This window comes from Streptomyces sp. NBC_00988 (assembly GCF_045162645.1).
GTDB lineage: Bacteria > Actinomycetota > Actinomycetes > Streptomycetales > Streptomycetaceae > Streptomyces.
On record NZ_CP108730.1, the window covers coordinates 6,400,655 to 6,413,917 of the forward strand.

16 protein-coding genes are annotated in these 13,263 nt (G+C 67.9%); 6 read left to right on the plus strand and 10 right to left on the minus strand.

What is annotated here, in order from left to right; all coding sequences use genetic code 11:
- Positions 1-7: 7 nt before the first annotated feature.
- The 4 genes from OG496_RS29340 to OG496_RS29355 all read right to left on the minus strand — a co-directional run bounded on the left by OG496_RS29340 (position 8) and on the right by OG496_RS29355 (position 3,090).
- On the minus strand, positions 8-1,702 hold the full coding sequence (locus tag OG496_RS29340) for an RNase A-like domain-containing protein (protein ID WP_405973008.1): 1,695 nt from the start codon (positions 1,700-1,702) through the stop codon (positions 8-10).
- Positions 1,702-2,016 carry a WXG100 family type VII secretion target gene (locus OG496_RS29345; protein WP_405973009.1) on the minus strand — a complete coding sequence of 105 codons (315 nt, stop codon included), beginning with the start codon at positions 2,014-2,016 and terminating at the stop codon, positions 1,702-1,704. The genes OG496_RS29340 and OG496_RS29345 overlap by 1 nt, the downstream gene beginning before the upstream one ends.
- Positions 2,017-2,085: 69 nt before the next feature.
- Positions 2,086-2,535 (minus strand): WXG100 family type VII secretion target, encoded by a 450-nt coding sequence (locus tag OG496_RS29350; protein WP_405973010.1) that lies wholly within the window; start codon positions 2,533-2,535, stop codon positions 2,086-2,088.
- 57 nt (positions 2,536-2,592) lie between these two features.
- Positions 2,593-3,090: an ATP-binding protein gene (locus OG496_RS29355; protein WP_405973011.1), complete on the minus strand. Its 498-nt coding sequence runs from the start codon at positions 3,088-3,090 to the stop codon at positions 2,593-2,595.
- A gap of 251 nt (positions 3,091-3,341) precedes the next feature.
- On the opposite strand from OG496_RS29355, the gene OG496_RS29360 reads away from it, so the two are divergent.
- Both OG496_RS29360 and OG496_RS29365 read left to right on the plus strand, forming a co-directional pair.
- Entirely contained in the window at positions 3,342-4,205 is an 864-nt protein-coding gene (locus OG496_RS29360; protein WP_405976726.1) for a DUF5753 domain-containing protein, read from the plus strand.
- 3 nt (positions 4,206-4,208) lie between these two features.
- Positions 4,209-4,388 carry a DUF397 domain-containing protein gene (locus tag OG496_RS29365; protein ID WP_405973012.1) on the plus strand — a complete coding sequence of 60 codons (180 nt, stop codon included), beginning with the start codon at positions 4,209-4,211 and terminating at the stop codon, positions 4,386-4,388.
- On the opposite strand, the gene OG496_RS29370 is transcribed toward OG496_RS29365, so the two are convergent.
- Together OG496_RS29370 and OG496_RS29375 are read right to left on the minus strand one after the other, a co-directional pair.
- Positions 4,385-5,125, minus strand: coding sequence for a hypothetical protein (locus OG496_RS29370; protein ID WP_405973013.1), 741 nt, complete (start codon positions 5,123-5,125; stop codon positions 4,385-4,387). The two genes, OG496_RS29365 and OG496_RS29370, sit on opposite strands and share 4 nt — an antisense overlap.
- A gap of 125 nt (positions 5,126-5,250) precedes the next feature.
- Positions 5,251-6,162 (minus strand): D-alanyl-D-alanine carboxypeptidase family protein, encoded by a 912-nt coding sequence (locus OG496_RS29375; RefSeq protein ID WP_399395239.1) that lies wholly within the window; start codon positions 6,160-6,162, stop codon positions 5,251-5,253.
- A gap of 290 nt (positions 6,163-6,452) precedes the next feature.
- Here OG496_RS29375 and OG496_RS29380 point away from each other — a divergent pair, with 290 nt between their 5' ends.
- Positions 6,453-7,148, plus strand: a complete 696-nt coding sequence (locus tag OG496_RS29380; protein ID WP_405973014.1) for a GntR family transcriptional regulator — start codon at positions 6,453-6,455, stop codon at positions 7,146-7,148.
- Positions 7,145-8,470: a nitrate/nitrite transporter gene (locus tag OG496_RS29385; RefSeq protein ID WP_405973015.1), complete on the plus strand. Its 1,326-nt coding sequence runs from the start codon at positions 7,145-7,147 to the stop codon at positions 8,468-8,470. Before OG496_RS29380 ends, OG496_RS29385 begins: the two co-directional genes overlap by 4 nt.
- 52 nt (positions 8,471-8,522) lie before the next feature.
- Here the strand turns inward: OG496_RS29385 and OG496_RS29390 are convergent, their stop codons facing one another.
- Complete coding sequence (locus OG496_RS29390) at positions 8,523-9,347, minus strand: SAM-dependent methyltransferase (protein WP_405973016.1); 825 nt, start codon at positions 9,345-9,347, stop codon at positions 8,523-8,525.
- A gap of 89 nt (positions 9,348-9,436) precedes the next feature.
- Positions 9,437-10,261, minus strand: a complete 825-nt coding sequence (locus OG496_RS29395) for a maleylpyruvate isomerase family mycothiol-dependent enzyme (RefSeq protein WP_366494717.1) — start codon at positions 10,259-10,261, stop codon at positions 9,437-9,439.
- 179 nt (positions 10,262-10,440) lie between these two features.
- Here OG496_RS29395 and OG496_RS29400 point away from each other — a divergent pair, with 179 nt between their 5' ends.
- Complete coding sequence (locus tag OG496_RS29400) at positions 10,441-11,241, plus strand: carbon-nitrogen family hydrolase (protein ID WP_405973017.1); 801 nt, start codon at positions 10,441-10,443, stop codon at positions 11,239-11,241.
- Positions 11,242-11,296: 55 nt separating this feature from the next.
- Here the strand turns inward: OG496_RS29400 and OG496_RS29405 are convergent, their stop codons facing one another.
- Both OG496_RS29405 and OG496_RS29410 read right to left on the minus strand, forming a co-directional pair.
- Positions 11,297-11,788, minus strand: a complete 492-nt coding sequence (locus OG496_RS29405) for an LURP-one-related family protein (RefSeq protein ID WP_366494715.1) — start codon at positions 11,786-11,788, stop codon at positions 11,297-11,299.
- Entirely contained in the window at positions 11,785-12,792 is a 1,008-nt protein-coding gene (locus OG496_RS29410) for a GlxA family transcriptional regulator (RefSeq protein ID WP_405973018.1), read from the minus strand. Before OG496_RS29410 ends, OG496_RS29405 begins: the two co-directional genes overlap by 4 nt.
- A gap of 52 nt (positions 12,793-12,844) precedes the next feature.
- Between OG496_RS29410 and OG496_RS29415 the strand changes: the two genes are divergently transcribed.
- Positions 12,845-13,246, plus strand: coding sequence for a cupin domain-containing protein (locus tag OG496_RS29415; protein WP_405973019.1), 402 nt, complete (start codon positions 12,845-12,847; stop codon positions 13,244-13,246).
- The last annotated feature ends 17 nt before the right edge of the window (positions 13,247-13,263 follow it).

Sequence of the window (13,263 nt, forward strand, 5' to 3'; positions counted from 1 at the left end):
GGTTGGCTTATGGAAGCGTCGGCATGGATGTGTAGGCTACATAGGGTGGGTGGAGGCCATTCTTGTATTTGAGTACGACCTTCACGGTATGTGTATCCTGCGCGGCACTCGCGTGCGGGTTGCCAGCTGTAATCGTACGCCCGGTCACGGAATTGTACTCGACCGGATCAAGGGTCAAAATAGAGGCATCGGAGCGTGGCCTGGAAAGCCACTTCTCGATCTTCGCCTTATTGTTCACGCCTTCGTTTTGCTGCCCTGAATTTGCAGGTGGCCCGATATATTCCATCGCGTTCTGTGTGTATTTCTGGGCAGCGGGAAGGTTCGAGAAAGTGGAGGCAGCGTCGATCGTCGGCTGATCTCTGAGCCGCTGCGCAAGCTGCTCATCGGTCTTACCCACGTGCTTGTCGATGATGTGACTTCCGTGTATTCCTTCTTGATTCGCCAGGTCGAGCGGGTATGCATGATTGGCTTCGCTGTCCCCTGGCACTGTATACAGAGGATTTCCCTTGAAGCCTGTCAACGCCCGCGCGCCGAACGCCTCGGATCTGGCCGTCTCGGCATTGAAGGTCGGTGTGCTCGTGTATGCCTCGTCCAGTGCCGGCAGTAACGCTTTTATTTCGCCGGCCTGTCGATGAATGCGGTTCTCGTAGGCCGACACGGCGTCGTTCAGGGCGCCCTCGTCGATGTTCAGCACGATCCCGACGGAGACGTCCGCGACCAAGCCCTTTCCTGTTTCCCACAGCCCTTTCAGTAGACTCTTCGCGTCCGTGACGTCTATATCTCTGGGGTCGAGTTGCTTGATACTGTCGACAACGGCTTGGCGGTAAATCCGGTGCAGATCGTCCCGGACGTCCTCGGCGGCCTTTGCGACGTTGTAGATCGCGTCGACCATGGCATCGCACGTGTCGAAGAGAACGGCGAAGACGGGATGGCTGCTTCCCCTCTTCTTCGCGTCGTCGTTGGCCCAGTCGTAACCTTCGCGGTTCTGGCCCCAGGCGGACGTCCCCCACAACGTGCTGCAGAACGTCCGCATCGCGTTGTACCAGTCCTGGTCGGTCTGGTCGGTGATGCTGCCGACGAGGCCCGTCAGCGTTCCGTCCACCATGCCGAGCGTGGTCTGCGGCATGCGCCACGCCTGGGAGATTGAGTACAGGCGCAGATGATTGGGCAACGGGAGGATCGTCGCCGCTTTGCCCCAACGGCACTCGTGCTCCAACAGGGGCCGCATGACAGCCAGGACCACGGCTTCCAGGCCTTCGAGGGCCTCCTGCATCAGGTCCTGGCCCGCATCGATGTCCCCCCACTTGAAATCGGTGACCGGACCGTACGTGGGGACTTTGTCGATGACATGCGGGTTCGGCCGGTGCGTCGGCTGTCCTGTCGGCGAAGGGTGTGTGGCCGCGTCGGCCGCCGCGTAGTTGTTGGCGGTGGACGTGAAGCCGACAGCGGCTCCTCCCACGCTCACCACGGACTTCGCCCAGACCTCCAGGAAACGCTCGGCGACTTTCAGGTAGGCGGTCGTGAAGTCCTTCATCGCCGTACCCCTCCCGCCGCCGTCCGGGTACCGGGCCAGTTCGTCGAGGAACGACTTGATGCCACGGTCAAGAGGGTCCTGCTGACCTGCTATGCCCGTTGAGACGCCGTACAGGACGGTCGGAGTGACATCGATCTTCCCGGTCCCGGGAGGCGTCGGGGTGCTCATCAGGCGGCTCCCCAGCCGCGCAGCACCGCCCGGTGTGCCGCCGAGTAATTCGCGTGACCGGTGGTGACGTAGGCGTGCAGCCACTTCTGCGCGGCCTGCAGATCCTGTGCCGAGCGGTCCCACTCGTCGAGCTTCTGGACGAAGACCTCGCGGGCCTCGCCCTTCCACGACAGGACGACCGGTTCGGCACGATCGTAGAGGTCGTCGAGTTTGGTGTTGAGCTGCTTGAGGATGTCCTCCAGCTCGGCGGTGAGGTCGTGGAGCGTGGCGAAGGAGACGGCTATGTGGTCGTCGGCGGAGGCCCCGGTCGACATGATCCCCCTGGATATCGGTCCGTAACTACGGTTGGGCAATGGGCACTTGACGGCTCGCGGGCGGAAGGATCAGAAGGAGTCGAGGCTGCTGCGGGGTGGCGGTGTCGGCGTATCTCCCGTCGCCTCCGCGTTGGGCGTGGACAGCTTGTCGACCTCGCTGCCGACGTCGACCTGGATCGTCCGCATGTGCTCCAGCACCTCGATGTCGTGCGCGGAGAAGCCGTCCCGGCTCATCCGCACGGCCTGTTCCAGCAGCTTCATCACTTCGCGGATGCGTACGGCGTCCTCGGTAGCCGCGCGGTGGAACTCGCGGTACGCCGTCGCCGCCGGACCGCGCCAGCCGGCCTCGACACGGTCGACGATCGCGTCCATCCGCTCGACCTGCTTGTCGAGGTGATCCTGCATGCCGTCGAGGTCGCCGGCGAGCTTGGTGAGGTCGGTGGACGTGACGTGCAGGTCGGGGCCACCGCCTCCATCTCGGCCCCCACCTCCGCCCGCACCGATTCCAGGCACTGCCATGCCGTATCCCCGTCTCCGTCACGTCGGCATCACATGTCACTTGCGGTTGCAATGATCCTACGGTCGACAGGGATTTCGGAAGCCTTCAATTCGGCGTGGGACGGGCTCCGTTGGATTTTTCGGGATGTCCAACTCCGCCCAGACGGTCTTGCCCACGGTGAGCTTCTCCACGGCCCAACGGGCGGCCAGCGTCCGGACGATGAGGAGGCCGCGGCCGAACTGGTCGTCGGGGGTTGAGGTTTGGGGGTACGGGAGCCGTTCGCCCCTCGGGTCGGTGACCGCGACGCGCAGGGCGTTGCCGGTGAGAGACGTCTCCACGCGGAACAGACGGTCCCGCAGGCAGCCGTGAAGTAAGGCGTTCGTGCACAACTCGCTTGCCAGCAGGGCCGCGTCGCCGGCGGAGTGGGGGTGTCCCCAGGTGGTGGTGAGGTGGGCGACGTGTCTGCGGGCGCGGGGGATGTTGATCGGGTACGGGGTGTAGGTGACGGCGTCGTAGTGGTCGTAGCGGCGGTGGTCGTGGGGGTTGGGGAGTCCGGGAGGACAGGCGTCGGTCACCGGGATGCACCTCCATGGGGGATGGGGGCCAGGTGGGGTGGCTCTGCCGTGCTGTGTGAGGGCAGCGCGGTGCACTTCCGCCAACTGGTGCCGCTGGGTGGGCTATCGAGTACTGACGGTAGCGAAATCTGAAAGGTATGCGCAAGCAGTCTCGGGGACATCTGTCCCTCAATTTGCTTGCGGTGCTGCTTCGGCGAACTGCACACTGGCCCCGACCCGGGAGGTAATCCGACGTGACCGCAGGCCAGTTCATGCGCGGGAATCGCGTATCCACCGTTCTTGCCCGGAAGTTGGGCGGTGAGCTGCTGAGGCTGCGTGACGAGGCGCGGCTCACCCAGCCGCAGGCCGCGGAGGCGTTGTCGGCGACGGCGGCCAAGGTCGCGAAGATGGAGCGCGGATGGGTGCCGTTCCGGGATCCCGACATCCGGATCCTGTGCGATCTGTACGGCGTCACCGGCCCGAAGGCCGTGGAGCGGCTGCTGAGCCTCGCTAGGACGGACCGCGAGCGCCGCAAGGCCAAGGGGTGGTGGAACCAGTACCCGGAGTTGCGCGCCCTGGTGGAGTACGTGGCCCTGGAGGACATCGCGACCGGGGTCCGTACATGGCAAGGCGCCTTTGTCCCGGGCCTGTTGCAGACCCCGGACTATGCACGCGCTCTCGCGATCGGCAACGCCGACTGGGACGACCCGGACGACGTCGAGCGCTTCGTCGAGGCGAAGATCGCGCGGCAGGCACGGCTGACGGACGCGAGCCCTCTCAACCTGTGGGCGGTGGTGGGCGAGGGGGCGTTGCGCCAACTTGTCGGTGGCCGGGAGGTCATGCGGGTCCAACTGGCGCATCTGGCGGAAGTGGCCCGCCGGCCGAACGTCCGGCTTCAGGTGGTTCCGTTCCTCGCGGGTTCCCATCCCGGCATGACCAGTGCCTTCAGCGTCGTGTCGTTCGCCGAGCCCGGTGCGATGGACGTGGTCTATATGGACACGACCTCATCTACCCTGTGGCTGGAGAGCGAGGCCGACGCCGCACGTCACAACACCACGTTCGAGCGGATCGCTCGCAGCGGACTCGCCCTTCGCGATTCCACCGCCCTGATCGAACGCATCCGCAAGGAGCTGTGAGCCGTGTCCCCCTTCGAGTTCGCCAAGTCCACGTACAGCAGCGGTAACGGTGAGTGTGTCGAGGTCGCTCGCAACGTTCCCGGCACGATCGTTGTCCGTGACTCGAAGGACGTGGACGGGTCGATACTCCGGCTCACCCCCACCACCTGGGCCGCGTTCACGGCGCACGTGGGTGCTGTCTAGCCCCGCACCCGCTCCCACATCGGCGAGTGCGCTTCCCTCAAGTGCTCCGTGAACGCGTCGACGACGATCGGGAAGAAGTCGGTGAACCGTTCGCCGGCTGATCCCCCTCCCATCCCGCCCCCGCCGAAGAACGCGTCCAACTGCTCCTCGGTGTGGAACACCGCGCGTGCCTCCGCGCACTCGGCGATCAGGCCCGGCAGCTGCCACGGGCACCATGGGTGGGTGTCCGAGATGACCAGGTGGAGGCCTTCCTCCAACGTGGCGTCCTGCATGTCGTCGTCGACGGCGAGTCCGTCCTGGCCGAAGTAGTTCAGCAAGAACTGGTTCAACCGGGGGAAACGCAGGGCGAGTTCACGGGCGGTCAGGGGTGTTCCGAAGAGCGTTTCCCGGTCGAACGGTGCCTTCCAGCGCTCCACATACGCGGCCACCGCCCGGTAGACCTCGGGTGTGCGGGCCGCCGACTGGGCCCTCGGGAAGTTCGTGAGGGAGGGGTGTCCGCCGGCCGGGTCGTGCGCGAACAGGTCGGCCGCCAGGTGGAGTTGGGTCGCGATCTCGTACAGGTTCCGGCCGCCGTCCTCTCCGGCGTTCCACAGTCCCCGGATCACCGGGAACAGGTCCCGCCGCCACGCTTCGGGGTCGTCAGGGACGGGTTTGCCGTAGTCCCCGTACTGCCTCAGCAGAGTTCGGGCGCCCTCAAGAGCGAAGTACCGCGTCAGCTCCCGGTCGTTCGCCGACATCGCCGACTCAACTCCTCACGTGACGGTCGTACCAGAAAGTCGTACGCAAGCCGCCGTACGACAAAGGGACCCGCCGCTGGAATGCGGCAGGTCCCTCAGTTACGGACAAACAAGCTGACTGGATGTCAGCCGATCGTCGCGAAGCCGTAGTTGAGCAGCTTCGTCGCGTCCGTCGAGCGCTGGGTGACCGACGACGACGCGAGGACCGTGCCGATGACCGTCTTGCCGTTGCGGGTGGCGGCGAAGACGAGGCAGTACTTGGCCTCGGGGCCGGAGCCGGTCTTCACGCCGATCGTGCCGCTGTAGCTGCTGAGCAGGGTGTTCGTGTTGGTCCAGGCAGCCATCGTGCGGGTGCTGCCGGTCTTCGTGATCGTCTTCGCCTTGTACGACTTGGTCTTGACGACCGTCTTGAACGTGGCGTTCTTCATCACGTTGCTGGCGAGCTTCGTCAGGTCGCGCGGCGTCGAGTAGTTGTTGCCGTTGCCGATGCCGTCGAACGAGTCGAACTTGGTGTTCGTCAGGCCGAGGGTCTTCGCCGTCGAGTTCATCTTGCCGATGAACGACTTCACGCGCGCCGCCCGCGTCGAGCCCGAGCCGAACTTGTCGGCCAGCGCGTACGCCGCGTCGCAACCCGACGGCAGCATCAGGCCGTAGAGGAGCTGGCGGACGGTGACCTTGTCGCCGACGATCAGGTGGGCGGAGGAGGCGGTGTTCGCGACGATGTAGTCGCTGTACGCCTTCTGGATGGTGACCTTGGCGTCGAGGTTGAGGTTCGACTGCGAGAGCACGACCTTCGCGGTCATGATCTTCGTGGTGGAGCCCGTCGACCGCTTGGTGTCCGCGGCCTTCGTGTAGAGCGACTTGCCCGTGGCGTTGTTCATCACAAAACCGCCCGCGGCCACGATCGACGGCTTGGTGACAGCCTGCGCGGGTGCCGCGGTCAGGGCGCCGGTCGCGAGCACGGCGCCTGCGGTCACGGTGACCGCGGCGGCTCTGCGGAAACGGCTGCCCTTGATGCCGGTAATGGCAGTAATCAACTGAGGTACCCCGAATACGTTGAATGCCCCTGAGGAGCGGCCAGTTGGAGGGGGGAAAAAGAGGCCGCACGTGTGTGACACGTAAGTAGCACAGAAGGTTGTGCGGTTGCTGGGCCGGGTTCCCCGAATGTGTGAAACGCCCCCGAGAACCGGCCGCGGAAACATACCCCCATGGACGCATCCCCGTAGACGCAACCCCGGCTCCCCTTGGTTCCCCTCAGCCCCCCTCGGTTCCGTCCGCATCCTGGACGTCCGTCCTCATGCGTACGTGTTGTATCTATGCTGTCCTCATGCCGTCGCCGTCCCCCGCTCCGTCCCTCGCCGCCACCGATTCCGCCCCTCTCGCCGTCAAGCAACCCCCGGCCGCCGACCGCGTCTACGCCCACGTCAAACAGGGTGTCCTGGACCGGCGTTACGAAGGCGGAACCCTGCTCACCGAGGGCGAGTTGGCCGAGGCCGTCGGAGTGTCACGGACACCCGTGCGCGAGGCCCTGCTGCGCCTGGAGGTCGAAGGGCTGATCAGGCTCTACCCCAAGAAGGGCGCCCTGGTCCTGCCCGTCTCCTCGCAGGAGATCGCGGACGTGGTCGAGACCCGGATGCTGGTCGAGCAGCACGCGGTCCGCAAGGTCGTACCGGCATCCCCGACGCTCATCGCCCGGCTCGAAGAACTCCTCGACCGGCAGAAGGAACAGGCCGCCGCGGGCGACCTCGCCGGTGCCGCCGTCACCGACCGCTGCTTCCACGCCGAGATCGTCCGCAGCGGCGGCAACGAGATCCTCTCCCGGCTCTACGACCAACTCCGCGACCGGCAGCTGCGGATGGGCGTCGCGATCATGCACTCGCACCCCGACCGCATCGCCAAGACGCTCACCGAGCACGCGGCGATCCTCGACGCGCTGCGCACCGGCGACGCCGAGGCGGCCGCCGGGATCGTCCACCAGCACGTCGACTGGTTCTCCCACCTGGCTCGGGGCGAGGTCCGATGAGCAGCAGCGGTAGCAGCAGTAGTTCCAGTTCCGCCCTCTCCCTTCCCGGTGATCCGCCCGGCGGCCGCGGCGCCCTCGCCGTGTGGGGCATCGGCGTCTCCGTCTACTTCGTCGCCGTCATCTTCCGTACGTCCCTCGGTGTCGCCGGCCTCGACGCCGCCGAGCGGTTCCACGTCAACGCCTCGGCCCTGTCGACGTTCTCGATCCTCCAACTGCTCGTCTACGCGGGCATGCAGATACCCGTCGGCCTCCTCGTCGACAGCCTCGGCACCAAGAAGGTGCTGACCATCGGCGTGGTTCTCTTCACCGCCGGGCAACTCGGCTTCGCCTTCTCGCCCTCCTACGGCACCGCCCTCGCCTCCCGCGCGCTGCTCGGCTGCGGCGACGCGATGACGTTCATCAGCGTGCTGCGGCTCGGCACCCGCTGGTTCCCGGCGCGACGCGGTCCGATGGTCGCCCAGCTCGCGGGCCTCGCGGGAATGGCCGGAAATCTCGTCTCCACCCTGGTGATCGCCCGCCTGCTGCACGGCATCGGCTGGACGGCCGCCTTCGCGGGCAGCGCGCTCGCAGGAGTCGTGGTCCTCGTCCTGCTCCTGCTCTTCCTGAAGGACCACCCGGAGGGCCACGAACCAGCCCCCTTCCCGCACCGGGGCGCCGCCTACGTCCGCCGTCAGATCGCCGCGTCCTGGCGCGAACCGGGCACCCGCCTCGGCCTCTGGGTGCACTTCACCACCCAGTTCCCGGCGATGGTGTTCCTGCTCCTGTGGGGCCTCCCGTTCCTGGTCCAGGCACAAGGACTGTCACGGGCCACCGCCGGCGAACTCCTCACCCTCGTCGTCCTGTCCAACATGCTGGTCGGCCTGGTCTACGGCCAGATCGTCGCCCGGCACCACACCGCGCGGCTCCCGCTGGCACTCGGCACGGTCGGTGCTACGGCGCTGGTGTGGGCGGTCACGCTTCTCTACCCCGGTGACCACGCGCCGATGTGGCTGCTGATCGTGCTGTGCACGGTGCTCGGCTCCTGCGGGCCCGCCTCGATGCTCGGCTTCGACTTCGCCCGCCCGGCCAACCCGCCGGAGCGTCAGGGCACCGCCTCCGGAATCACCAACATGGGTGGTTTCGTGGCCTCGATGACGACCCTGTTCCTGGTCGGCGTACTCCTCGACGCGACCGGCGACAACTACTCGATCGCCTTCTCGGTGATCTTCGTCCTCCAGGCGGTCGGCGTCAGCCAGATCCTCCGGCTGCGCCGCCGGGCGGCCCGCCGCGAGAGCGAACGCCTCGTGGCGAGCCGGGTGGAGACGGTCCACGTGCCCGCGTGACCCCGTGCCCGCGTGACCCCGCCCCTTCTCACACCGCTCTCACACGACTTTCTTACGCCAGTACGACGGGTACGACGGGTACCAGCGTGAGGTAGGCGAGCCCCAACACGCCCCGGTAGCTCATCCATTGGGCCCGGTGCCGGTCGAGGCGCTCGCGCGTCCCGGCGGCCAGCGGATGGTCGCCGTGCCCGGCGAGCCACACCTCCGCGTCCGCCTGGTACGCCGACTCGAACTCCTCCCACTCGTCCGCGTTCGCCGTCTCGGTCCACTCGGGCCGGAACCCGGCCGCCACCGCGTGATCGACGAGCGTCGCCAGGCCGTAGTGCTCGTCGGCGCGCGCCTCCGGCCACATACCGGCCAACTCGGCCGTCGTAGGCGGGCGTTGCCAGAACCCCTCACCCAGCAGCACACGTCCCCCGTCGGCGACGAGCCGCCGCAACTCCCGCAGGGCCTCGACAGTGTGCCGGGGAGGCTCCTCGGCACTGAGGGCCTGGCTCGCGCCCAGACACAGCACGAGATCGGCCGGCCCGCGCACTGTCCCCACGGCCGACTCCTCGACGAACTCGACCCGCTCCGCGAGCCCCAGCGCCTCGGCATCGCGCCGCCCACGCGCCAGATCCCGCGCGTTCACGTCGACCCCGACACCCCGCGCTTCCGGTACGGCGGTCAGGACCCGGAGCATCAACTCGCCCCAGCCACAGCCGATGTCGAGCACCGTGCGCGGCCCCGCACCGGCCAGTCGCCGTACGATCCCGGCGGCACGCGCCTCGGAGAGCGGGCTGTGGAAGGCGAGCCGGGTGAGCCGGGGAGGCCCGTCGTCAGGCCCGGCACTGTCAGCGGTCCCGGTGTTCTCGGTTTTGGACGTCACGTCAGACATGCGGCGGAGGCTAGCCACAGACGGGCGGCCGGCGACAACGAATTTCCGCGCTGTCCCGCCCCGCTGCTCCCGCTCCCCCTTGGTGACTGCTACTTGGTGACGGTGAAGTTCCGCAGTATCGAAGCCGACAGCTCCGGGTCGCCGTCCGCCTTGACGCGGTCGGACACCGAGTCGAGGGAGACCCGTCCGCAGGCCAGCCGGACGTACGTCTCCCAGTCGAGGATCAGGGTCGCGGCGGGGCCGAGCGCGGGGGCCGTCTCCAGGGTGCCGCGGCCCTGGATGTCGACGCGGATCGTACGGAGGAACTCGATCGGACCGTGCACGTCGAAGACGACCGCCGAGCTGCGCGGTGCGCCCGAGTCGTCGGCGACGACCTTCGGGAGCGCGGCGAGGAGCACGTCGCGGGCGACGTGCGCGCCGGGCGAGTCGAGGTTGCCGGGGCGGCCGAGGGCGGCGCGCAGATCCTGCTCGTGCACCCACACGTTGAACGCGTGGTTCCGCATCGACTCTTCGAGCGTGACCTCGGTGCTGACGTGGCCGCGCACCTTCGTGCCGGGTTCGCGCGACTCGTTCCGCAGCTGACGGTTGCGGCGGATGATCGTGTACTCCAGCTCGGACGTCATCTCCGGCGCCGTGTGGTGGCGTCGTACGTCGACCTGCATCTCCATGTACCGCTGGTGCTCGTTGGTGACGTGGTAGAGGTCGCGCGGGAGGGTGTGGATGGGGCGCGGGTCGCCGAGCATCTCGTTGTCCAGCCCGATGACATGGGAGACCACGTCACGCACCGACCAGCCCGGGCACGGCGTTCGCCGGTTCCACTCTCCCTCCACGAGCGGGGTGACCAGCTCGGATATCGCGTCGATGGAGTGGGTCCAGGCGTCGGCGTAGGGCTGGAGAGTGGGATGCAGACTCACGGAACGGGACCCCTCGGCGGTCGGTACAGGTCGGGTGGCGGGCGGCGTTGCCAGCGGGAGGTGGCTGTCGGCGGGTGTCTTGGAACGCTAAGTTACGCTGCTGTGAGGCACCCCGGCAGTGCTTTCGTGTGACGATCGTAGGCCCGTGTGAACGGCTCGAATGCCAGGACGGTGGTAGTGTGCGCGCCTCTCTCCTTCAAATCGCCGTAGAAGAGGGCGAATCGGTCGAATCTCGCCGGGTTCGGATGGCGTCCCTCGTCCGCGAGCAGGCCGGTGCGGATCTCGTCGTCCTGCCGGAGCTGTGGACGACGGGTGCGTTCGCCTACGAGCGGTTCGCCGAAGAGGCGGAGCCCCTCGAAGGCGCGACCTACGAGGCGATGGCCAAGGCGGCGAGCGACGCGGGCGTGTGGCTGCACGCGGGCTCGATCCCCGAACGAGACCCTGACGGCCCCCTCTACAACACGTCCCTCGTCTTCTCCCCCTCCGGTGAGCTTGCCGCCGCCTACCGCAAGATCCACCGCTTCGGCTTCGACAAGGGCGAGGCCGTACTGATGGGCGCGGGCAGCGAGCTGGTGACGGTCCGTCTGCCCGAGACGGTCATCGGTCTTGCCACCTGCTACGACCTCCGTTTCCCCGAACTCTTCCGCGGCCTCGTCGACGCCGGCGCCGAGACCCTCGTCCTCCCCGCGGGCTGGCCCGAACGCCGCCGCTCCCACTGGACCCTGCTGGCCCAGGCCCGCGCGGTCGAGAACCAGTCCTTCGTCCTCGCATGCGGAACGGCCGGTACCCACGCCGGAGTTCCCCAGGCCGGTCACTCGATCGTGGTCGACCCCTGGGGCGAGGTCCTCGCGGAGGCGGGCGCGGGGGAGGAGATCCTCACGGTGGACTTCGACCCCGCGAAGGTCGCGACGACCCGGGACCAGTTCCCGGCCCTCAAGGACCGGGTACTGGGGCTGGAGCGTCCGCGGCGAGCCGGGTGAGAAGCGGATTCCGTCAGGGTGTTCCGTCAGGGCGTCACTCCTCCCGATCGGGGCGTCAGTCCTCCCGCTCCTTCTCCGCCAGGTGGATCACGCAGACCGCCACCGCGATCAGCAGAGCCGCGTCCGCGTCGTCCCGGACGATGTCGACGCCGTAGGTCTCCCGGATGTGGAGCCAGCGGCGGGAGATCTGGGCGAGGAGTTCGCCGTCGTAGTCGACGCCGAACTCGCGGTCGAGGATCTTGCCGCTGACGTCGAGTTCGGTGCCGTCGACCAGGGACACCTTGTAGTGGTTGCGCAGCAGGGAGAACCGCTTGTGTCTGATGGTCGCCAGGGGCTCACCGTCCCGTTCGATGACCATCGTGTCGCGCAGGGCGAGCATCTTCTTGTGGATGTCGATGAGCACGCGCCCGTGCGTGTCCTTCAGCTCGAAGGTGTCCCGGATGCGCATGGCCTTGCCGTCGACCAGGAACACCTTGTTGCCGTTCTGGTCCTCGATCCAGTAATCCTCACCGAAGCCGAGGATCCGATCGCGTACGAGGAATCTCATGACATTACGGCTTCCCCGGCAGCCGGTCCGAAACGCCGCCGATAGGCCGACGGGCTCAATCCGGTCTCCCTCCGCAGCCGCACCCGCAGGTTCGCGCCGGTCCCCAGGCCGCACCTCGCCGCGACCACGTCCAGCCGTTCCTCCCCGCGCTCGATCAGCCGGCACGCCAGCGCCACCCGCTCCCCGGTCAGCCAGGCGAGCGGCGTCGTCCCGAGCTGCGAACGGAAGCGCCGGTGCAGGGTCGCCGGACTGACCGCGGCCCGGCCCGCCAGTTCGGCCACCGTCAACGGCTCCCCCAGCCGCTCCTGCGCCCACGCGAGCAGCGGCGCGAGCGACTCGTCGGGCACATCGGGCAACGGCCGCTCCACGAACTGCCGTTGCCCGCCGTCCCGGTGGGCCGCGAAAACGAGCCTCCTGGACACCGCGTTGGCGATCTCGGCGCCATGGTCACGCCGTACGACATGCAGCCCCAGGTCGAGCGCGGCGGCGCTGCCGGAGGCGGTGAGGATGTCCCCGTCGTCCACGAAGAGGACGTCCGGTTCGAGCCGCACGCGCGGGTGCAGGACGCGGAAACGGTCGGCCCACATCCAGTGCGTGGTCGCCCGGCGCCCGTCGAGCAGCCCGGCCTCGGCGAGCGCGAAACTCCCGGTGCACAGGCTCATGACACGCGCCCCGCGCGCGTGGGTGCGCCGGATGGCGTCGAGAACGGCGGCCCCGCGCGGTACGACGTTGTCGGGCCGGCCCGGTACGACGAGGGTGTCCGCCGTGTCCACCGCGTCCAGGCCGTGCGCCCCGGTGAGGGTGAAGAACCCGTGGTTCATCCGCACCTCACGCGCGGGCGTGCACACCAGCACCTCGTACAGCGGCCCGGGCAGCCCGAGTTCGGGCCGCGGTAGCCCGAACAGCTCGGTGGCGACACCGACCTCGAAGGGGTTGGTGCCCTCGTCGACGATCACGGCGACCTGATGCGGGCGATGCGGGCGCTGAGAGGATCCTTGCGGCATGTGCGATTCCTAGCACTCGTGAGGCCGCCCCGACACCCCGCAGGCTGACCCCATGACATCCACGGAACCCGTCTCCCTCCCCGCCGCCCTCGCCTCCTTCACCGACCGGTGGAGCCCCCGCATCGTCACCACCGTCAACGACTACGACGTCCGCGTCGCCAAGGTCGAGGGCGAACACCTCTGGCACACCCACGACCACACCGACGAGTTCTTCCTGGTCCTGGAGGGCGAACTGCACATCGCGCTAAGGGAGTCGGCAGGCTCGGGTGAACGCACGGTCGTCCTCCCCAAGGGCAGCGTCTTCACGGTCCCGCGAGGCACGGAACACAAGCCCTACGCCCCCGTCCCGTCCGAGATCCTCGTCCTCGAACCCACGGGCACGCTCTCGGTCGGCGACCACCACGACGAGATCCCGGACCACGTGGACGCCACGACGGGGCACGCGCTGTCGTGACTGTCAGTGGCCGGTGG

Coding starts and splice junctions, on each gene's coding strand:
- OG496_RS29350 (WP_405973010.1), bottom strand. CDS start 2,535: ATGGCAGTGCCTGGAATCGGTGCGGGCGGAGGTGGGGGCCGAGATGGA.
- OG496_RS29385 (WP_405973015.1), top strand. CDS start 7,145: ATGAGCAGCAGCGGTAGCAGCAGTAGTTCCAGTTCCGCCCTCTCCCTT.
- OG496_RS29415 (WP_405973019.1), top strand. CDS start 12,845: ATGACATCCACGGAACCCGTCTCCCTCCCCGCCGCCCTCGCCTCCTTC.
- OG496_RS29370 (WP_405973013.1), bottom strand. CDS start 5,125: ATGTCGGCGAACGACCGGGAGCTGACGCGGTACTTCGCTCTTGAGGGC.
- OG496_RS29405 (WP_366494715.1), bottom strand. CDS start 11,788: ATGAGATTCCTCGTACGCGATCGGATCCTCGGCTTCGGTGAGGATTAC.
- OG496_RS29390 (WP_405973016.1), bottom strand. CDS start 9,347: ATGTCTGACGTGACGTCCAAAACCGAGAACACCGGGACCGCTGACAGT.
- OG496_RS29345 (WP_405973009.1), bottom strand. CDS start 2,016: ATGTCGACCGGGGCCTCCGCCGACGACCACATAGCCGTCTCCTTCGCC.
- OG496_RS29360 (WP_405976726.1), top strand. CDS start 3,342: ATGCGCGGGAATCGCGTATCCACCGTTCTTGCCCGGAAGTTGGGCGGT.
- OG496_RS29380 (WP_405973014.1), top strand. CDS start 6,453: ATGCCGTCGCCGTCCCCCGCTCCGTCCCTCGCCGCCACCGATTCCGCC.
- OG496_RS29340 (WP_405973008.1), bottom strand. CDS start 1,702: ATGAGCACCCCGACGCCTCCCGGGACCGGGAAGATCGATGTCACTCCG.
- OG496_RS29410 (WP_405973018.1), bottom strand. CDS start 12,792: ATGCCGCAAGGATCCTCTCAGCGCCCGCATCGCCCGCATCAGGTCGCC.